This window comes from Escherichia sp. B1147, assembly GCF_001660175.1.
GTDB lineage: Bacteria > Pseudomonadota > Gammaproteobacteria > Enterobacterales > Enterobacteriaceae > Escherichia > Escherichia whittamii.
Genome location: NZ_LFHY01000012.1, coordinates 251721 through 273384 on the forward strand (window position 1 = coordinate 251721; position 21664 = coordinate 273384).

Annotated in this window: 13 protein-coding genes and 2 pseudogenes; 8 read left to right on the top strand and 7 right to left on the bottom strand. The window is 53.2% G+C overall.

Features of this window, described 5'->3' with window-relative positions; genetic code table 11:
• Positions 1–2: 2 nt before the first annotated feature.
• The 5 genes and pseudogenes from A9180_RS23065 to glsA all read right to left on the bottom strand — a co-directional run.
• Positions 3–4508: pseudogene (locus A9180_RS23065) on the bottom strand (beta strand repeat-containing protein); the annotation flags it as partial.
• Between the two features lie 51 nt (positions 4509–4559).
• Complete coding sequence (locus A9180_RS23070; RefSeq protein WP_074399551.1) at positions 4560–4877, bottom strand: BapA prefix-like domain-containing protein; 318 nt, start codon at positions 4875–4877, stop codon at positions 4560–4562.
• A gap of 108 nt (positions 4878–4985) precedes the next feature.
• Positions 4986–6257: pseudogene (locus A9180_RS23950) on the bottom strand (TolC family protein).
• A gap of 342 nt (positions 6258–6599) precedes the next feature.
• Complete coding sequence (locus A9180_RS12465) at positions 6600–7892, bottom strand: APC family permease (protein ID WP_064529062.1); 1293 nt, start codon at positions 7890–7892, stop codon at positions 6600–6602.
• 2 nt (positions 7893–7894) lie between these two features.
• Positions 7895–8827: a glutaminase A gene (gene glsA / locus A9180_RS12470; RefSeq protein ID WP_064529063.1), complete on the bottom strand. Its 933-nt coding sequence runs from the start codon at positions 8825–8827 to the stop codon at positions 7895–7897.
• Positions 8828–9088: 261 nt separating this feature from the next.
• On the opposite strand from glsA, the gene copA reads away from it, so the two are divergent.
• From copA to A9180_RS12495, 5 genes are all read left to right on the top strand, one after another.
• Positions 9089–11593: a copper-exporting P-type ATPase CopA gene (gene copA / locus A9180_RS12475; protein WP_064529064.1), complete on the top strand. Its 2505-nt coding sequence runs from the start codon at positions 9089–9091 to the stop codon at positions 11591–11593.
• A gap of 252 nt (positions 11594–11845) precedes the next feature.
• Positions 11846–12640, top strand: a complete 795-nt coding sequence (locus A9180_RS12480; protein WP_064529065.1) for a TraB/GumN family protein — start codon at positions 11846–11848, stop codon at positions 12638–12640.
• A 202-nt stretch (positions 12641–12842) separates the two neighbouring features.
• Entirely contained in the window at positions 12843–13322 is a 480-nt protein-coding gene (gene ybaK / locus A9180_RS12485; RefSeq protein ID WP_064529066.1) for a Cys-tRNA(Pro)/Cys-tRNA(Cys) deacylase YbaK, read from the top strand.
• Between the two features lie 23 nt (positions 13323–13345).
• A complete protein-coding gene (locus tag A9180_RS12490) occupies positions 13346–14146 on the top strand; it encodes a DUF6896 domain-containing protein (RefSeq protein ID WP_064529067.1) in 801 nt (266 codons plus the stop codon).
• Positions 14143–14646, top strand: a complete 504-nt coding sequence (locus A9180_RS12495) for a hypothetical protein (RefSeq protein WP_064529068.1) — start codon at positions 14143–14145, stop codon at positions 14644–14646. The genes A9180_RS12490 and A9180_RS12495 overlap by 4 nt, the downstream gene beginning before the upstream one ends.
• Before the next feature lie 37 nt (positions 14647–14683).
• Here A9180_RS12495 and ushA read toward each other — a convergent pair whose 3' ends face one another.
• Positions 14684–16336 carry a bifunctional UDP-sugar hydrolase/5'-nucleotidase gene (ushA, locus tag A9180_RS12500; RefSeq protein WP_064529069.1) on the bottom strand — a complete coding sequence of 551 codons (1653 nt, stop codon included), beginning with the start codon at positions 16334–16336 and terminating at the stop codon, positions 14684–14686.
• Positions 16337–16553: 217 nt separating this feature from the next.
• Here ushA and fsr point away from each other — a divergent pair, with 217 nt between their 5' ends.
• From fsr to A9180_RS24525, 3 genes are all read left to right on the top strand, one after another.
• Entirely contained in the window at positions 16554–17774 is a 1221-nt protein-coding gene (fsr, locus tag A9180_RS12505; RefSeq protein WP_064529070.1) for a fosmidomycin MFS transporter, read from the top strand.
• A 238-nt stretch (positions 17775–18012) separates the two neighbouring features.
• Positions 18013–19689: a YbaL family putative K(+) efflux transporter gene (ybaL, locus tag A9180_RS12510; RefSeq protein ID WP_064529071.1), complete on the top strand. Its 1677-nt coding sequence runs from the start codon at positions 18013–18015 to the stop codon at positions 19687–19689.
• 4 nt (positions 19690–19693) lie between these two features.
• A complete protein-coding gene (locus tag A9180_RS24525) occupies positions 19694–19849 on the top strand; it encodes a hypothetical protein (protein WP_157945701.1) in 156 nt (51 codons plus the stop codon).
• Positions 19850–20261: 412 nt separating this feature from the next.
• Here the strand turns inward: A9180_RS24525 and gsk are convergent, their stop codons facing one another.
• Entirely contained in the window at positions 20262–21566 is a 1305-nt protein-coding gene (gsk, locus tag A9180_RS12515) for an inosine/guanosine kinase (protein ID WP_064529072.1), read from the bottom strand.
• Positions 21567–21664 lie beyond the last annotated feature (98 nt).

Consider the following 21664-nt stretch of genomic DNA (forward strand, 5'->3'; position numbering starts at 1 on the left):
ATCTACACCACCATCAACTGATGATTCGCCAGTAAGGTGGCGAGGTCGGTATGCACGCCCGTCAGCGTGACCACGTTAGCTGTCGCAAAATTGCCGCCTGTGCCGTCGCGGTCGATCTGCACAATGGTGTCGCTGCCGCTCTGGGTCACTTTGACAAAATCACCGATGTTCCCCGCCTGGGCATCCAGCGTCGCCACGCCGTTGACGTAGCTGGCTTTACCGTTTCCGGTGTAGCCGCTGCCCTGTAACAGTTCGCGAATATCAATGCGATCGGTGTCAGCGGTGCCTTCCCAGGTGCCTACCGTAAAGCCATTCACCAGGTCCGAACCGTTACCACCAGTGGCGTCGCTGGCGTTGAGCAGTTTATAGAGCAAGGTGTCGTGCCCCCCGTTGCCGATGTTGATGGTGTCGTTGCCGCCGCGCCCTTCCAGTTGGTTATCACCTGTGCTGCCGGTCAGAGTGTCGTTAAAGTTAGAGCCGGAAATCCCCTCGATATTGGTAAATGTCGAGGTATTAAAACCGGTCGCCTGCGCGGCGGTGCTGCTTAAGTTCGCGGTCACGCCCACCGTCGAAAGCCGGAAATCAACCACATCCATCCCGCCGTTCGCCAGCCACGTTCCGGTGCCGGAGCTGTACACCCAGCCGCCGGAGCCGTCGTAAATATCGGTGCCTGCGGTGGCAAAGAAGGTATCGTTATAGCCAGTACCGACAAACTTGCCGTTGTTGCTCGCCGTGCCTGCTTCGGCGCTGAGATCGTAAGCGTGAGTGGCATCGGTGGCCTGTAAGCCGCCCCAGGTGGTATTCACCGTCTGGTCAATATTGCTGGCGGTGGCACCGGTGGATTTGATCAGCACCGCGTTATAGGTTTCTCCGGCATTCAGCCCGTAGAAATTAACCAGCGCCGAGGTGTCGTTAACGCCCATCCCCGACTGCGGGTTGATGATTTGCGTGGCGACCAGCACACCTGCCGAGTTGTACAGTTTTACGGTATTGCCGTAATAGACGTTAATACCGTTAGGATCGGTAATACGCAGGTGCAGCGAAGTGCCGTAGCTCACCGTGTTGGTGTTGCGAATCAGGAACACGCTGCCCGACTGCTTCGTCACCAGTACATCCACCGCGCCGTCCCAGTCGTAGTCCATTGCCGCCACGCCGCTGGTGGTGCCGCTCTGGCTGCCGCCGAGTGCCGCCTGCGTCCAGTTGCTGGCACCGCCAACGTTGGTGTAAAGGTAGGACTGTCCGGTCTGGGCGATACGGGCGATATCCATCAGGCCGTCGTGGTTCCAGTCCACCGCCACGCTGAACTGGCTGGCATAGGTGGTTGCCGTTGCCCCCACGGCCACCGGATTACCCAATACGCCGTTGGTATTGAATAACAGGGAACCGTAGTTAGCTCTTCCCTGACTGGCAGGCAGGAAGAGGTCCATATCGCCGTCACCATCGAAATCCGCCCAGGTCATGGAGACAGACGTCGAGTTGCCGCCGCCACCCGCTGTACTGAGGAAGGTATTGATGGTGTTCTGCCCCCAGACAAACGTGCCGTTGCCCTGGCTGATAAGCGACGAAAGTGTGTAGAAGTTATTCAGGTTGAAAGTGTGCTGAACCAGGTCAATCCTGCCGTCATTGTTAAGATCGACGCCGGAACCTTCGTTGAGCGAAAGATAGCCGTTCACCACCCCGCCGACCGTGGCGCTCCCGCCGTTGTTGGCGGTGGTGGAGTTGCCTACCAGCGTGCCTGCGTTGTTCCACAGGAAGGTATTGGAGTCCGGCCCCCCGGCGTCGCCAATCCAGAAATCAAGATAGCCGTCGCCTTCTTTATCGAACGCCACAATCGAACCGAACCACGTCAGCGTGCCGACGTTAACCTGAATGGCACTGGAGAAGGTGCCATCGCCGTTATTGGTAAAGCCGTTGATATACCCCGTGCCGTAGTCATCGCGAGTGATAAACAGATCGCCCGTGCCGTTACGATCGTAATCGGCAATGGAACTGGTGGCGTAGTTGTTACCGCTTTGCACCAGCGTCAGGGCGGTTTTCGACCAGGTGAGCGGGTCGGTTGATTGCATAATTTGCTGGTTGGCCAGCACCGTCCACATCCCGTGGCTGTCGAGGCCGTAGGTCAGCCCCCAGGCCGTTGTTTTATTGGCGGTCGTCCAGGCTGGCGTGTAATCGATCGCCGCGTTAACCGTCACCGTGCCGTTGCTGACGTTAGCGGTGTTGCCGTTGCCCGCCGAGCTTTTCACCTGCGCGGTGACGTTATAAGCGGTTGCGGACGCTGCCAGCACATCGGTATCTGGCAACTGCACATACCAGGTGTTGTGCGCCGGATCGACCACCACCGCACCGCCCGGCTGAGAGGTATAGGTTTTGCCGTTGATGACCACTTCGACATACTGCCCACTGGCGAGTGCCGCGGTGATTACGCCGCTGATAATTGGCGTGGTATCGCGCGTGGTTTGATTGGTGATTTGTGCCAGCGTGGTTGGAATAGACGTATCCACCGTCAGAACAAAATCACTGGAGGAGGTGATATTCCCTGCCAAATCCACTACCCGCGCACTGTAGGTATAGGCACCGCTGACCAGACCGCTGTCGCTGTAGGTCCAGTTCAGCGTGCCGACCATGGTCACCGCGCCTAACAGCAGGCCGTTACGGTAGAGGTAAACCACTTCACCGCTGGCCAGTGGGCCGGAGAGTACGCCGTTCAGTAACGGCGTGGTGTCGTCAGTGGCCTGCGAACTGCTTAACGTCCCCTGCCGCTGCCCGACATCATCGGTATACGACACAATACCTGGCGTGGCGGTCGGGTTAATCGTATCGACCACCACCGTTTTCGATACTACCGGGCCGGTATTTCCCGCCAGGTCCAGTACCCGCACCTGATAAATGTAGCTGCCATCGGTCAGCGTGCGGCTGTCGGTATAAGTCCACTGCGTGCCGTTGGTGGTGAGCGTGGTCCAGGTCGCGCCGCCATCAAGGCTAATCTGCGCCACTTCGCCGCTGGCAAGCCCCGCCCCCAGCGAACCGGTCAGCGTGAGCGTGGTATCGCTGGTAATAAAGTCGCTGCTGCTGGCTCCGGTGTCATCGCTGATGCCGGTAATGGTGATGCTTTTCGCCGCTTCCGGGCTAGTGGTATCGACCACCACGTTTTGCGTCGCGGTCTGCCCGACGTTCCCCGCCAGATCCACTACCCGCACCGTGTAGTTCCAGGTGCCGTCGGTCAGCGTGCGACCATCGGCATAGCTCCAGGTCGTGCCGATAACGGTTAACGTGGACCAGGTAACACCGCCATCGAGGCTGATTTGCGCCCGTTCATCGGCGGCAAGCGCTGCGCCAAGCGTCCCGCGCACGGTAAGCGTCGTGTCGCTGGTGACAAAATCGTTAGTAATCAGACCTGTATCGGTAGTTATCGCGCTAATGGCGATGGTTTTTACTGCCGGATCTGGCGCGATGGTGTCGATCACCACGTTCTGGCTGTCAGTCGCGCCGACGTTGCCCGCCGCATCAATCACCCGCACCTGATAGAGATAGTTACCATCAGTCAGCGTGCGGCTGTCGTTATAGCGCCAGGTCGTTCCGGTAACAGTGAGCGTGGTCCAGGTTGCCCCGCCGTCGATGCTGATTTGTGCCGTCTCGTTACTGGCAAGCGCAGCTGTCAGCGAGCCGTTGACCACCACCGGGCTGACGCTGGTGATAAAGTCGCTGGCGCTAAGGCCAGTGTCGGCTTGCAGGGAATCAATATTAATCCCCATCGCCGGGGCGCTGAGATCGACGGTAATGGTGTGATTGCTGCTGCCGGTGTTGCCAATGGCGTTGCTCACCGAGGCGTTAATCACGTAGGCGTTGCCGTCCGCCAGCGCGGTGACATCGGCGCTGCCGAGAGTGTAGCTCCAGCTACCGCCCGTCTGCACGGTGGTGGTGTAGGTTTTGCCGTTAAGAGTGACGGTGAGTTCTGTTCCCTGTGCCAGATGGCTACAGGTGCCAGAGAGCGTAAACCCGGCGGCCTGTTCGCTGGCGTTAATGATGTTATCGCCTGCGGTGGTGGCGACCTGTACGGCGGCCTGACTATTGTCGATGGTTAATGTTATCGACCTGGCGTTGGTGATGGTGCTGCCGACGATTTGCACCACTGACCAGGTATGTTCGCCCGCGCTTTGGGTGGGCAAATCGACGCTCCAGCGTCCATCGCTACCGACCTGGGTACTGGCGATGGTGTCACCATTGCTGTCTTTAATCTGGATGGTCGCCCCCGCCTGCCCGCTGCCGCTAAAGGTTGGCGTAGTGTCATCGGTGATATCGTTGGCGGAAAGAAAACCGCGTTGATCGCCCTGATTATCGGTTACCAAAAACGATGGCGTGGCGTTGCCAGGTTCGGCAGGCGGTGGATTGTTAACCACTTCGGTTTTCGAATCATCACCGCCACCGCTTGCCAGTAAAGCGCCAAGCGCGCCGCCACCTACCGCCGCCCCCGCCAACCATCCCCACGGGAAAGCCGTCGTCTGGCCGACGATATCAAGGTACGGCGCAATGCTTTCAATTGCGGTAGTCTGAGCGGTCAGCTACACGGGCGCTAATCCGCCCGCCGCGGTATCGGCAAAGGTGACATGGGTCAGCTGTTGACCATCGGCAAACACCAGTTCGGATTGTTCGCTGGTATTTGCCGCTTGCAGGAAATAGCCGTTGCAGCGGATCACCGTGCCGTCCTGCATATAGATCAACAAGTCATTTCCGTCACGAACATAACGCGCAACGGCAGATGCCTGAGCATGAACCTGCACAACAGAGGGCTCATAAATGACAACCGTAACGTCGCCAGGATTAATCAGCGTTTGTTTGACGGATGTTTTTCGCGGAATAACATCAATAATCAGGCTCATAATGGCATTCCTGATAAATGGCGCACATCCTTAGCGAGTCCATTTATCTAAATAAGACAAAGGTAATCACTCCACAACGATGCATACCTGATATTAATAATGGCAGGATTATTTCAAGTCGGGTAAGTCGTTGTATAAGCCCTGTTTAATTCCCGCTAATGGAATAAGGTTATTAACCGCAGCGGCATAATTCACTGCGGCGACCCAGCCATCATAATTGGCATTTATTTCAGCCGATTGCGCCTGAAAGACATCTTGCTCGACGGTTAATAGATCATTCAGGCTGCGTTTACCCAATTTATATTCATTCTGGTAGACATCTCGCGTTCTGTGCGCACTTTCAGATTGCGCTAACCCAGCCTCTTCTCGCCCTCGTGCGCCAGTCCAGTTGGCATAAGCCACCGACGCTCGTTGAAGCACGTCAAGTTTTGCCTGTTCGACCTGTGAGGCAGAGATTTTTGTTGCCCTTCGGCCTGTTGCACCAGGGCTGAAACCGCGCCGCCCTGGTACAGCGGCGCGTTGACATTCAGTTGCAACTGGTCGTCCCAGTACGAGCGGTCGCTGGTCTGGTTGCGCGTTTTGCCGCCCTGAATACTGAGCGTAGGCCAGTATTGCGCTTTGGTTTTCTCCACGCCGTACTGGGCAGACTGGCGTAAGTTTTCAGCAGCCAGTACCAGAGGGATGGACTGATAGTCGATTTTTTTTAGTGACACTGGCTGTTCAGCTAATGCGGCTGGCGGCGAAGCTATTGCCTCCGGCTATACGCGTTTGCGCCTGCAACTCATCAGATGATGAATTAAGCCCAGCGTTGGCGCGGAGTGCGGCCATGTTGTAGACGTTTTCCAGAGAGTGAATGTTACGTTGCGCAGCGTCGCATAAAGCCTGATAACGGCTGACTTCCATATAAACAGTCGCCGTTTTTTCTGCGACATCGGTTAGGGTTGCCATCAATTTAAAGCGGTAGCTGTCACGAGCGGCAGTTTGCAGTTTGATATCGTTACTGGTTTTACCAAAGTCATACACCAGCTGCGTCAGGGTTATGCCATAAGAAACGTTATTATCCAGTCTGCCGCTAGAGTCCGTTTGCCGGGAAGGCCCCGCATTTCCGGTTAAACCGACGTGCGGATACCAGGCACTTTTGGCTTCATCGATTTTCGCCTCGCCAATCCCTATCTGTGCTGCCTGTTGGGTGACGTCGGGGTTTCGCGCAAAGGCGCGCAATATGCTTTCCTGTAACGATAAACTGGCAACCGGGGTAACCGCAGGGGCATTGGCCCATTGTGGTAACGGTGCAGCAAGCGCGTCTCCTCCCATCACAATAAAACTGATTAAAAATATCAGACCTTTATTTTTACGGTTTTTTAATTGTAATCGCGCCATAGATAAGTCACTTCCTTCCAGGTCATTATTTTAACTGATCTTTATAACCAGCATCATTTTATTTAAGAAGGGTAATAACTTGTGCATCTCTTTTGTTTTTACTTCCCCCATTAAAAGAAATGCAGTTGAAAAGCTTATACGTCATTTATTAATGAATACACTACGACTTTTAGATTACCATCATCCCTGTTAAGAATAATCCATGTCAGGAAGTGATAGAAATCACAGTTTTATCGTCTATATATCTTTTTGCGTGAATTATTTATTAAAGGCATAAGCAAGGGGATTGAATTAAGGATAAAAATAAAAACGCAGTACAGAAAGCACTGCGCACAAGAAAGTTTATACCGTTTTATTCCGTTTCATTACCATTGCCACAATAAGGCTTAGTAATAGTGCGCCTATAATCCACATCAGCGCACTGCTGCCCTGGGACCACAGGCTGTAAATAAAACCGATGATCACCAACAACATAACCAGCGTGCCGACGACAAGGATTGGCAACGAAGCGTGGATATCATGACGCAGACGGATAGCGACCACAAACACCGCCAGATAGCAGATCAAAAAGGTGGCACTAGCGACGCTGGCCAGTGAGCCTAAATTCAACGCTGCCGTCATCAGCATGATCAACACCACCACGATGATGTTGCCCCAGGTGCTCTGTCGCCACAGGGATTTATTCATTAACGTCGGCAGTTCACGCTCGCTGCCCATGTTATCCATGATATTGAACACAGCAAACAGGTTGGCGTTAATGGCTGAAGCCGTCGCCAGTAAAGCGCCGATAACCACAATCACATACCCTACATGCCCGAGCAGTGGAGAAGCAGCTTGCGCTACCGCGGTATCGGCATATTTTTCTAACTCTAACGCCGAAACATCACTAAGCAGTACCAGCGCTAGTGCGATGTAAAGCAGCGTAGTCACGCCAATCGCCACCAGAAACGCCCGTGGCATTATAACTGCCGGATCTTTCACTTTATCCGCCGCGTTCGCCATCATGCCAAAGCCCGCGTAGGCAAGGAAGGTAATCCCGATGCAGGAGAAGAACGCGCCGGAAGTGGGTGGCGCGGAGACAGAAATATGCGAAGGTTGCAGCGACCAGACGCCCGCAATGATCAACAACAACAGGATCATCATTTTGATGCCAACGAGGATAACTTCCAGTCGGCCTACCGCGTGGTTGCTTAAGGAGTTGAATAGCGTCATCAGTGCAATGATCGCCAGCGCGTACAGCAAAATAAGATGCTCATCCTGGCTGCCTTCATGCAGAAACTGCACGGCATAAGCCCCAAATGCGCGGGCAACCATAGCAATACTCACCGCCAGCGTCATCAGGTAAAGCAAGGATAATGCCAGCGAAAAGACGCCGTTACCTAACCCCCGGCGAAAGAAGTCAATAATCCCGCCATTGCTGGGATAACTCGCTCCAAGCCGTGCATAGGCATAACCGGAAAACATCGCCACTATGCCGCCAAAGGCAAAGGCGACCCAGGTTGAGGCTTCCATTAACAACGCCGCCTGCCCCAGCAGGGCAAAGATCCCAGCCCCCACCATTGCCCCGATGCCAATGGAAACGACGTTCCATAGCCCGAGAGGTTTGTTACCGTTATCACCTTCCGCGTTCATCATGATCAGCCCTTAAACACGTTATAGCCGAGTTGGTTAGCGACAGATGCCACCATTTTCTGACCCCGAACACTGTTGCCGTCCTCATCCAGCGGCGGGGAGAACGCGGCAATCCCCATCACGCCAGGTACTACCGCCAGAATGCCGCCGCCAACGCCGCTTTTTCCGGGCAAACCAACGCGATACGCCCAGTCACCGGAGCGACCATACAGTCTTTCCATCATCATTTCGGCCAGAATATACGGCACGTTGTCGGCCTGCAGAATGCGTTTTTGACTTAACGGATTAACACCGCCCGCCGCCAGCGTCGCGCCAAGCGTCGCCAGTTCAACGGTATTGATGAGCGTGGAACATTGGCGAGTGTAGACATCACAGGCTTCCATCGCATCGCAATAGAGATACCCGGCGGAGTACAACAGCCAGGCAATGGCTCGGTTATGGAAGTTGGTCGTTTGTTCCGACTGGTTGACTTCGTCAGAGAGCGCTACCTGCTCTCCTGCGAGCTGTTGTTGAATATGTAAAATCCGCTGCCAGCGTTGTTCTGCATTCCCGGCTTTAATCAGACTGACGGCGGCAATAGCCCCCGCATTAACCAGCGGTGATAACGGTTTGCCACCATGAAGTTCTAACGCAATGACCGAGTTAAAGGGAAGTCCGGTGGGATCTGCGCCAATTTTATCCTGTACTGCCTGTGGGCCGACATCTTCTAACGCGAGGGCTAAAGTACAGACTTTAGAGATGGATTCCAGCGCAAAGCGGTAATCACTGTCACCGGCACTATAGATATTGCCATCGCAGGTGACGATGGCGACGCTCGCCAGTTGGTTGGGTACATTCGCCAGAAAGGGGATGTAATCGGCGTTTTGTCCGCCGCTAAGTGAGTGAAATTGGGTGTACGCCTGATCCACTGCCCGTTGTAGTTTGTTTGCATCTAACATCTTTTGTTAACTCCTTTTTATAGATGCGGGAGGTATTTCCTCACCCCGATGCCAATTTTCAGGCATCCTGATTTAACTTAGCATCCGTACTTTAGATAAAGGAAAACAAAGAGATAAATGTCTAATTCTGATGCAAATTGCGCCAATTTTTTAATCTCTGCCGACTTTTCATTTCGCTGATAAATAATTTCTTGACCTTCCCCTTGCTGGAAGGTTTACCCTTTACCACAGTCAGTCAACACTGTCTTAAAGGAGTATGTTATGTCACAAACTATCGACCTGACCCTGGACGGCCTGTCCTGCGGTCACTGCGTTAAACGCGTGAAAGAAAGTCTCGAACAGCGCCCGGACGTTGAGCAGGCTGATGTGTCTGTCACTGAAGCACACGTTACCGGCACTGCCAGTGCAGAACAGCTGATCGAAACCATCAAACAAGCGGGTTATGACGCATCTGTAAGCCACCCAAAGGCTAAACCGCTGGCGGAGTCATCAATCCCGTCGGAAGCACTGACAGCGGTTTCTGATGAGCTTCCGGCAGCGACCGCCGATGACGATGACAGCCAGCAGTTGCTACTCAGCGGCATGAGCTGCGCCAGCTGTGTCACCCGCGTACAAAATGCGCTGCAAAGCGTACCGGGCGTCACCCAGGCACGGGTAAACCTGGCGGAGCGTACTGCGCTGGTCATGGGCAGTGCCTCCCCACAAGATTTAGTCCAGGCGGTGGAGAAAGCAGGTTATGGCGCGGAAGCGATCGAAGATGACGCTAAACGCCGTGAGCGCCAGCAAGAAACCGCCATCGCTACAATGAAGCGCTTCCGCTGGCAGGCGATTGTCGCCCTGGCGGTGGGTATCCCGGTGATGGTCTGGGGGATGATCGGCGATAATATGATGGTCACCGCCGAAAACCGCAGCCTGTGGCTGGTTATCGGCCTGATAACGCTGGCGGTGATGGTTTTCGCTGGCGGGCATTTTTACCGCAGCGCGTGGAAAAGCCTGCGAAACGGCGCTGCGACGATGGATACGCTGGTGGCGCTGGGAACTGGCGTGGCGTGGCTCTATTCAATGAGCGTCAACCTGTGGCCTCAGTGGTTCCCGATGGAAGCGCGACATCTTTACTACGAAGCCAGCGCGATGATTATCGGTCTGATCAACCTCGGTCATATGCTGGAAGCGCGCGCACGTCAGCGTTCTTCAAAGGCGCTGGAGAAATTACTCGATTTAACCCCGCCGACAGCGCGCCTGGTTACTGACGAAGGTGAAAAAAGTGTGCCACTGGCGGAAGTTCAGCCAGGCATGTTACTGCGCCTGACGACGGGCGACCGCGTGCCGGTAGATGGTGAGATTACCCAGGGCGAAGCATGGCTGGATGAAGCGATGCTGACGGGCGAACCTATTCCGCAGCAAAAAGGCGAAGGCGATAGCGTCCATGCCGGGACAGTGGTACAGGACGGCAGCGTGCTGTTTCGCGCCAGTGCGGTTGGCAGCCATACCACGCTGTCACGGATCATTCGCATGGTGCGCCAGGCCCAGAGCAGTAAACCGGAAATCGGTCAGCTGGCGGATAAAATCTCTGCCGTGTTTGTGCCAGTGGTAGTGGTCATTGCGCTGGTCAGTGCGGCAATCTGGTACTTCTTTGGCCCGGCACCGCAAATTGTTTATACCCTGGTGATTGCCACCACGGTACTGATTATCGCCTGTCCGTGTGCGCTGGGGCTGGCAACGCCGATGTCGATTATTTCCGGCGTCGGGCGTGCGGCAGAATTTGGCGTGCTGGTGCGTGACGCTGACGCCCTGCAACGCGCCAGTACGCTCGACACCGTCGTGTTCGATAAAACCGGGACGCTGACCGAAGGTAAACCGCAGGTTGTGGCAGTGAAAACTTTTGCTGATGTTGATGAAGCGCAGGCATTGCGTCTGGCGGCGGCACTGGAGCAAGGTTCCAGCCATCCGCTGGCACGGGCGATCCTCGATAAAGCAGGCAATATGCAACTGCCGCAGGTCAACGGCTTCCGCACATTGCGCGGGCTGGGCGTGAGCGGTGAAGCAGAAGGTCATACCCTGTTGCTGGGTAATCAGGCGTTGTTAAATGAGCAACAAGTGGATACCAAAGCTATTGAAGCGGAAATTACCGCCCAGGCGTCGCAAGGCTCAACGCCTGTGTTGCTGGCGGTTGACGGGAAAGCGGTTGCCCTGCTGGCGGTACGTGATCCATTGCGTAGCGATAGCGTGGCGGCGCTGCAACGTCTGCATAAAGCGGGATATCGCCTGGTGATGTTGACCGGGGATAACCCAACCACCGCCAATGCAATCGCCAAAGAAGCGGGGATTGATGAAGTGATTGCCGGGGTGCTGCCAGACGGTAAAGCCGAAGCGATTAAACGTCTGCAAAGTGAGGGACGTCAGGTGGCGATGGTGGGCGACGGCATTAACGACGCACCAGCGCTGGCCCAGGCGGATGTGGGTATTGCGATGGGCGGCGGCAGTGATGTTGCCATTGAAACCGCGGCGATTACCCTGATGCGCCATAGCCTGATGGGTGTTGCCGATGCGCTCGCAATCTCCCGCGCGACGCTGCGAAATATGAAGCAGAACCTGCTCGGCGCGTTTGTCTATAACAGCATTGGTATTCCGGTCGCTGCCGGTATTTTGTGGCCGTTCACCGGAACGCTGCTTAACCCGGTAGTTGCCGGTGCGGCAATGGCGCTCTCGTCGATTACCGTAGTGAGTAACGCCAACCGGTTGCTGCGGTTTAAACCGAAGGAATAAGCATGTCATTGCGGATGCGCTGCTTTAGGGTGGCGCATTTGGCATCGACGCATGACTGCCGGATGCGGCGTAAACGCCTTATCCGGCCTACGGTTCGAGCACAGGTTTGTAGGCCTGATAAGACGCGCCAGCGTCGCATCAGGCAATAGTGCTCGAATGCCGGATGAAGCACTATGCACAAGTGCAACAATCAACTCCATTTGCGCCATCCCTCCCTGCGCGCTAGCATGATATTTCACAAAGGGAGGTCGTATGGATCTGTTGTACCGGGTAAAAACGCTTTGGGCCGCGCTGCGCGGTAATCATTACACCTGGCCTGCTATCGATATCTCTCTTCCCGGCAATCGCCATTTTCATCTGATTGGCAGTATTCATATGGGTAGCCACGATATGGCTCCCCTGCCCACCCGTTTGCTCAAAAAACTCAAAAATGCCGATGCGCTGATCGTCGAGGCGGATGTTTCCACCAGCGATACGCCTTTTGCCAATTTGCCCGCCTGCGAGGCGCTGGAAGAACGTATCAGCGAGAAGCAATTGCAAAACCTGCAGCACATTAGCCAGGAGATGGGCATTTCCCCCTCGCTGTTTTCTACCCAACCGCTGTGGCAAATCGCGATGGTTCTCCAGGCAACGCAGGCGCAAAAGCTAGGGCTGCGGGCAGAATACGGTATCGATTACCAGTTATTACAGGCGGCGAAACAACAACATAAACCTGTAATTGAACTGGAAGGGGCAGAAAAACAGATTGCCATGTTACTCCAGCTCCCTGACAAAGGACTGGCGCTGCTGGACGATACGCTGACCCACTGGCATACCAACGCACGGCTGCTGCAACAAATGATGAGCTGGTGGCTGAATACGCCGCCGCAAAATAATGAAATAACGCTGCCCAATACGTTTAGCCAGTCGCTGTACGATGTACTGATGCACCAACGAAATCTCGCCTGGCGGGATAAATTACGCGCTATGCCGCCGGGGCGCTATATGGTCGCGGTCGGTGCTTTACATCTGTATGGAGAAGGGAATTTGCCACAGATGTTGCGCTAAAAAAATGGCCAATATCGCTATTGGCCCGTCAAAGAGGAATTTCATATTTTTATTATTATGCCGTCACTTTACGCGACGGTGTAAGTCGATTGTCGCTCAATCTCACCATCCTGCCAATACTCTTAGGCAAGATGGCTCTTTTTTTTGGACCACTATCAGGCGTATGCTTGCTTCGTTTTTTGTTTAAGGCAGGAAATTTACGATGACACCGGCAGTTAAATTACTCGAAAAAAACAAAATTTCTTTTCAGGTTCATACCTACGAACACGATCCGGCTGAAACCAATTTTGGCGATGAAGTGGTCAAAAAATTAGGATTGAATGCGGATCAGGTGTACAAAACGCTGCTGGTCGCAGTGAACGGCGATATGAAACACCTTGCTGTGGCCATTACGCCAGTCGCAGGTCAATTAGATCTTAAAAAAGTGGCGAAAGCGCTGGGTGCCAAGAAAGTAGAGATGGCCGATCCGATGGTCGCGCAGCGTTCGACGGGATATCTGGTTGGGGGAATTAGCCCACTGGGGCAGAAAAAACGTCTGCCGACGATTATCGACGCCCCCGCGCAAGAATTTGCCACTATTTATGTTTCCGGCGGTAAACGCGGGCTGGATATCGAACTGGCGGCAAGTGATCTGGCGAAGATCCTCGATGCGAAATTTGCCGATATCGCCCGCCGCGATTAAGTGATGCACACGGAAGATAAGATGTGGAAAGGATTACAGAGACATTAAGTATCGCTTGTGCAGATGAGATACCGGATATCGCCTTACTTCGGCAAACACCGAAAGAGAAGGTATTACATCTGCATTTTGCCAGCGAAGCAGAGAAGTATCGTGAGGAATTCGGGCTGGAGCTGAAAGCACAGCTCGATGAGTTTGTTGTTGGCTTGCCTTCTGCCGACCCGGTTATCCGGATCGCCAGATTAATATCACTTGAAGAGATTAACCGCCATCAGGATTTTTTCGAACACTGCGCGAAAGAATATCGTAAGCTGGCGACAGAGCTTATATTTGCATTGGCTGAACAACTGAACGTTGCGATGACGGAAAATAACCCACTAGTTGCCTTTTCCCCCTTCAAATGCAACCGTAAGCGAAAAGGCAAAATGGGAAAGTGGCAGTATTGTTTTCACGGTTTTCATTGTGCATTTGAGAATAAAAAAACAGAGCAAAATATTGAAGTTCCCCTCGCCTATGGCTTTGATTTCGGCGATCTGGACCCGTATTTTTTTTCCGGATTTATCAAATCGACTCCCGCCTGGCAGCCTCTGCCAGTGGCTATTTACGATGATTACCACGACGGCAGCAGGATCATTCAACAACTGCTGGCGCTGGGAAAGTTAGAAAAGATCGCTTCACCGATCCCACAATACACGGGGGTTGCTGCGGTAGATCGGTCCAATGTCGACATCGTAAGTTTTCGCTCAACACTGGAGAGTCGCCTGCACCGATGTAAATTACGCTGGCTTCTGAAGCGTGTAAAAATTCACACAGGAGCGAAAAGATGAAATTTGACCATCTTGTTGATGTTAGTTTCCATGATTTTGTCTTTAACGGAAAATTCGATTTTGTCGAACCGGGGCAAACAATGGCATGGCTGGAACAAAACTTTGTTGAACCGGACTCTAAAAATGATATGGGAAATGGTTTTTATATCTGGCTATTTGGCAATGTTGAGTTCTATTTCGAAGGCAACAAGCTATATATGATTTGGTGCGATTATTTGAGCCAAATCCATTTGGGCAAAGCGATCAGATTTGATAAAGGAATATTGAATAACATCGCTGAGTTAAACGTTACGCGTGTATTTAACATGCTTGTTAACGAAGGCGCTGATCTGCAAATCCGCCGTCAATCGCCCCATACACTCTTAATCCACGTCAATCGCTCAGGCGTGACACTTTGGTTTGAAGCAGATGAAGAACAGCCTGGTGATCCGCAAAATTATATGCTGATGGCATTTGGTTTGACACATCGCGATTACGATGCAAGATTTCAATATTCATAAATGGCGGCGTCATATCATGACGCCGCGACGGGGTTCATTACTGCCAGCTCACCTCACCTTTCGGCTCGTACCCGCTCACATCCAGCGGCGAATTTTTCTGGATATAGTCTTTCAGCACTTCGGCATCAATAAAACCGGTATTCACATAGCCCGGTTTGTTATCAAGGCGCGGGTAACCATCACCACCAGTAGCATTAAAGTTTAATGTTGCCATGCGATAGGTTTTTGCCGGATCGACCGGTTCGCCTTTGATTTTCAGGTCGTTGAGTTTGCCGTCTTTCGCCACAAAACTGACGTTGGCAAATTGCGGATAGGCACCGGAATCCGGCTTCATTTGCGCGACGGCAGTCAGGTAATCAATCGCCTCTTTACCACTCATATCGGCATACACCACCACATTGCCGAACGGCTGTACTTTCAGCACATTTTTGTAGCTGATATTGCCAGCCTCAATGGAGTCACGAATCCCCCCACCGCTCATCACCGCGAAGTCTGCCCCGGTGCGATCCATTTGTGCTGCCAGAATCAATCGTCCCATATTGGTCTGCACAAAACGCACTTTACTGCGGTCGCCTTCCAGACGACCATTGGTTTCGCCTATTTTCACTTCCAGCTGCGCTTTGCCTTTGTTCTGGAACGGTGATAACAGCGAGATCATTTGCTGGTTCTCGGCGATTTCCGGTGTGTACAACACGCGCTCGCTTTTCCCATCTTCCCAGGTGACTTTTTTCTTCAGGTTCACCGGAATCAACTGATAGTTGACCATTTTCATTTCGCCGTTGCGAAACTCAAAATCGGCCCGACCAACGTATTTGCCCCACTCATGCGCCTGGACAATCCAGATGCCGTTTTGTTGATCCGGTTTGCATGGCGTACCAGGAACGTAATCTACCTGCTTTTTATTTTCCGCTGCCATACAGACTGGATCTTGCGAGTGACCGCCGACGATCATCGCCAGCGATCCGGCAGGCAGACTGCGCGCCATCTCGACATCACCCGGCGCGTTAGAGCCGTGCTCGCCGTTGTCGTAATGCCCCATATGCGTGGCTGCGATAATAATGTCTGGCTTTTCTGTCTGTTGAAGTTCCTGAATCACCAGCTTCGCTTCTTCGGCAGGTTTACGAAATTCAATGTCGGTGAAGTATTCCGGGTTACCAATTTTCGCCGTGTCATCGGTCGTCAGACCAACTACCGCGATTTTCAGATCCTGGCGCTTAAACAGCGCCCAGGGTTTAAACAATCTCTCGCCGGTACTTTTTTGATAGATATTGGCAGAGAGCAACGGGAACTTTGCCCACTTTTCCTGCTGGCGTAATACGGTGAGCGGGTTATCAAATTCATGATTGCCAATCGCCATTGCATCATAGCCCACCAGATTCATGCCGCGAAAATCAGGTTCGGCGTCCTGTAAGTCAGACTCCGGCACACCCGTATTAATATCACCACCTGAAAGCAGCAGCACGCTACCGCCTTCAGCGGCGACCTCTTTACGAATACCGTCCACCAGCGTTTTTTGTGCCGCCAGACCGTATTCGCCATATTCATTGCGCCAGAAATGACCGTGATGGTCGTTGGTATGCAGAACCGTAATTTTATAGGTTTTATCCTGCTCATAGGCCAACGCAGTTTCACTCGCCAGTGACAATGTGGTTAACAGTGCTAATGCCACACCCCGCTGCAATAATTTCATACTTCTCTCCCTGACCAGATAATAACGTGTTGAAAATTAGTATGACGCGACATCATAGACAAGTCTGCGTTCGGTTACGATAAATCTACATCCAGATTGGAAATTCTGTTTTCCACATTGAGACTTCCTTCAAACGGCACGTACAGGTATGTTAGTCAGGTAATAATCACAATTAAGATAAATTTTTACATCGCAACTCTGAAAAAGTGACTTTTCTATGGCAATGAGTGAACAATCCCAGCCTGTGGCAGGCGCGACTGCGTCGGCCACCAAGGCCCGAACTTCGTTTGGTATTTTAGGCGCAATCAGCCTCTCACATCTGCTGAACGACATGATCCAATCGCTGATTCTGGCGATTTATCCGCTATTACAGTCAGAGTTTTCCCTGACGTTTATGCAGATTGGGCTGATAACCCTCACCTTCCAGCTCGCCTCTTCGCTGCTGCAACCGGTGGTCGGCTACTGGACAGATAAATACCCAATGCCGTGGTCGCTGCCCATTGGCATGTGCTTTACCTTAAGCGGCCTGGTATTGCTGGCGCTGGCGGGCAGTTTTGGCTCAGTGTTGCTGGCGGCGGCGCTGGTCGGTACCGGTTCGTCGGTCTTTCACCCGGAATCTTCCCGCGTGGCGCGTATGGCGTCTGGCGGACGTCACGGTCTGGCGCAATCTATCTTCCAGGTCGGCGGTAACTTTGGCAGCTCGTTAGGGCCATTGCTGGCGGCGGTGCTCATCGCCCCCTATGGCAAAGGCAACGTTGCATGGTTTGTACTGGCGGCACTGCTGGCAATCGTGGTGTTGGCGCAAATCAGCCGCTGGTACTCTGCACAGCACCGAATGAGTAAAGGCAAGCCGAAAGCGCCAATAATCAATCCGCTGCCGCGAAATAAGGTCGTGCTGGCTGTTTGCGTACTGTTAGTGCTGATTTTCTCGAAATATTTCTATATGGCGAGCATCAGCAGCTATTACACCTTTTATCTGATGCAAAAATTCGGATTATCCATCCAGAATGCCCAACTTCATCTGTTTGCCTTCTTATTTGCCGTTGCGGCGGGGACGGTGATTGGCGGGCCTGTGGGCGATAAGATTGGTCGAAAATATGTGATTTGGGGCTCTATCCTCGGCGTTGCGCCATTTACCTTGATTTTACCCTACGCCAGCCTGTACTGGACGGGGGTTTTAACGGTGATTATTGGATTTATCCTTGCCTCGGCGTTTTCTGCCATTCTGGTTTATGCTCAGGAGCTACTTCCGGGACGTATCGGCATGGTTTCCGGGCTCTTTTTCGGTTTTGCTTTTGGCATGGGTGGCCTTGGAGCCGCAGTTCTGGGGCTTATCGCCGACCATACCAGTATCGAGTTAGTTTATAAAATATGTGCTTTCCTACCGCTTCTTGGAATGTTGACCATATTCTTACCTGATAATCGGCATAAATCCTGAATTCCTGGCAGCCAAAGGTAAACTTTGGCTGCTTCATTTTGCAGTAACCATAAGCCTTTCCTCTTCATACACCTCATCACTTTTCCGATCCGTGCCTTTTTTGCGGCTAATTCCATTTTTCTGCAAAATTCAACAATTATTCATAAACATCATCTATGAAATTGTCATAAACTATTACCTGTAATTTTGGTTTTCCCGGCCAAAATATGGACAACCACCACCAGGAAAAGGAGATGGAATGCATCACGCCACCCCGCTTATCACCACAATTGTTGGCGGCCTTGTGCTTGCCTTTATCCTCGGCATGCTGGCCAATAAACTGCGTATTTCTCCTCTGGTGGGATATCTGTTAGCGGGTGTGCTGGCAGGCCCATTTACCCCAGGTTTTGTTGCCGATACTAAACTGGCTCCGGAACTGGCGGAGCTGGGCGTTATTCTGCTGATGTTCGGCGTCGGCCTGCATTTTTCACTCAAGGATTTGATGGCGGTAAAGTCTATCGCCATTCCCGGCGCAATTGCCCAGATAGCCGTGGCGACGTTGCTGGGTATGGCTCTTTCTGCCGTGATCGGCTGGTCGTTGATGACCGGCATCGTGTTCGGCCTGTGTCTTTCCACCGCCAGTACCGTGGTGTTGCTGCGCGCGCTTGAAGAACGGCAGTTGATAGACAGCCAGCGCGGGCAAATCGCCATTGGCTGGCTGATTGTGGAAGATTTGGTGATGGTCCTGACGCTGGTATTACTGCCAGCGGTAGCGGGGATGATGGAACAAGGCGATGTTGGCTTTGCGACGCTGGCGCTGGATATGAGTATCACCATCGGCAAAGTAGTCGCGTTTATCGCCATTATGATGTTGGTAGGTCGCCGTCTGGTGCCATGGATTATGGCACGTAGCGCGGCAACAGGTTCGCGCGAGCTGTTTACCCTGTCGGTGCTGGCGCTGGCGTTAGGAATTGCATTTGGCGCGGTGGAGTTGTTTGACGTCTCCTTTGCGCTGGGCGCGTTCTTCGCCGGGATGGTGCTGAATGAGTCAGAACTTAGCCACCGTGCCGCTCACGATACGTTGCCATTGCGCGATGCGTTTGCAGTGCTGTTCTTCGTCTCTGTCGGGATGTTGTTTGATCCGTTAATCCTTATTCAGCAGCCGTTGGCGGTGCTGGCTACACTGGCAATTATTCTGTTTGGTAAATCGGTCGCTGCACTTTTCCTCGTCCGGTTGTTTGGTCACTCCCAGCGTACGGCGTTGACCATCGCCGCCAGCCTGGCGCAGATTGGTGAGTTCGCCTTTATTCTGGCTGGTCTGGGGATGGCGCTGGATCTGCTGCCACAGGCGGGGCAAAACCTGGTGCTGGCAGGGGCGATTTTGTCGATTATGCTCAACCCGGTGCTGTTCGCGCTACTGGAGAAATACCTGGCGAAAACCGAAACGCTGGAAGAGCAGACGCTGGAGGAAGCCATTGAAGAAGAGAAGCAGATCCCGGTGGATATCTGCAACCATGCGCTGCTGGTAGGTTATGGTCGTGTGGGCAGCCTGCTGGGGGAGAAATTGCTCGCGTCTGATATTCCTTTAGTGGTGATTGAGACTTCACGTACTCGCGTCGATGAACTGCGCGAGCGCGGGGTCCGGGCGGTATTAGGCAACGCGGCTAACGAAGAGATCATGCAACTGGCGCATCTGGAATGCGCAAAATGGCTGATCCTGACGATTCCCAACGGTTACGAAGCAGGCGAGATTGTGGCTTCTGCTCGCGCGAAAAACCCGGATATTGAGATTATCGCCCGCGCCCATTATGACGACGAGGTGGCGTATATTACCGAGCGCGGAGCGAATCAGGTAGTGATGGGCGAGCGTGAAATTGCCCGTACTATGCTGGAACTTCTGGAAACGCCACCTGCGGGTGAAGTGGTGACGGGGTAATACATTGACGCCATTGCCGGATGCGATGCTGGCGCATCTTATCCGGCCTACAGGTGCCATCTTCCGTAAGTCGGATAAGGCGTTTATGCCGCATCCGACAGTCATTGCCGGATGCGATGCTGGCGCATCTTATCCGGCCTACGCGTGCCGTCTTCCGTAGGTCGGATAAGGCGTTTATGCCGCATCCGACAGTCATTGCCGGATGCGATGCTGACTCATCTTATCCGGCCTACAGGTGCCATCTTCCGTAGGTCGGATAAGGCGTTTATGCCGCATCCGACAGCCATTGCCGGATGCGATGCTGGCGCATCTTATCCGGCCTACAGGTGCCATCTTCCGTAGGTCAGATAAGGCGTTTATGCCGCATCCGACAGTCATTGCCGGATGCGATGCTGGCGCATCTTATCCGGCCTACGCGTGCCGTCTTCCGTAGGTCGGATAAGGCGTTTATGCCGCATCCGACAGTCATTGCCGGATGCGATGCTGACGCATCTTATCCGGCCTACAGGTGCCATCTTCCGTAGGTCGGATAAGGCGTTTACGCCGCATCCGACAGTCATTGGTTCGATAGCTTAACGATCCCAGTAAGACTCTTCCAGGCTGTCTTCACGCTCCGGCAGTCCGCGCGTTAAGCGTGGTGAATGCTGGTTTAGCACCTGATAGCTCACACGGTTAGCGTATTTACACACCTGCGCTAACGACGAATAAGTCAGCCAGGTAAATTTATGCTTACTGGAATTTGGCACGTTAGTGCGGTGATAGCTGTTGGCGGTAATGTCATGCAACAGCGCCGCCAGTGCGCCATCTCCGGCACCGTTGGTGTTCATGATTTTTTCTGGTCCGCCCATGTACGGCGCAATGTGCGAATAGACGCGCAGCGGATTCTGGCAGTCCTTGTGGCGCATGGCGCGGCTAAACTCATACTGGTTAAATTCTGCGATAGCGCCCGGCAGCAGCGGATGCTGGGTTTTACGTTTCGCTTCGTCCTCGGTAAAGCCCGCCATATACAAACCGATTGGCCCGGCGGTGCATAGCACCAGATCCACCCAGTCCAGCGCCTTGTCAGATGCCAGCAGCGGATCGCTCTCTCCGGTCAACGCTTCGGCTTCTTCTTCGTTCATCGCAAGGATGGAGACGTGTTCTTTGAGGAATTGCTGCCACCACTGTGGATTCTCGGCGATGACAAATTTGGTGCCTAGCGTCAGCACCACTGGCACGTTATATTTCTTCGCGTACTCAATGGCTTTCATGGTCGCTTCCGGCATCGGTTCACCCGGTTTGCAACGCACCAGATATGAGGTGAGTACCAGCGCCGACGCTCCGGCAATCACATCTTCCGGAATGCTTTCTGCCCGTAGCTGGTTCATGTGACCAGGGCTAATGGCAAAAGTGCGTTCGCCAGATTCGCCAATCAGCGTAAAACAGCGTCCAATCGGGCCGTCTACGCCTTGCAGATAGTTAAGATCGGTACGACTGGATGTATTGCACAAGTAACGATAGGCGTAGCTGCCAATTTCAATATTGCTGCACATCACACCCAGCAGTACCGAGCGGTCATCCGCCAGCACAGAGTAGTTGTGCATGGTGTTACCAATAGTGCCGCCCGCAAACTGATGGGTAATCAGGTTTTTCTCTTTAAGTTCCTGATAGAGTGCTTCGGCAACATCATCTTCAATGACCAGTGAATGCCCGGCGCTTAATCCATAACGTTCAATAAAATCGTCTTCCACTTTGGCTTCAATATCCACCAGCGTCTGGTCGATACCGACCACCCAGGCTGCGCTGGTTTCGTTTTCTGGTTGGATTTGTTGCAACAGCGGATCGCGTGCATTTACGGGGAAGTAATGTTTGGATTTACGTTTACCGGGAAATTTCATGGTTGTTTTTACGGGTGGTTAACTGAGCGGCGAATGTTAACACAATCTCACGGGAACGCGCGAGATGCAGCCAGTTTCAATATCAGCAGACGAGATCG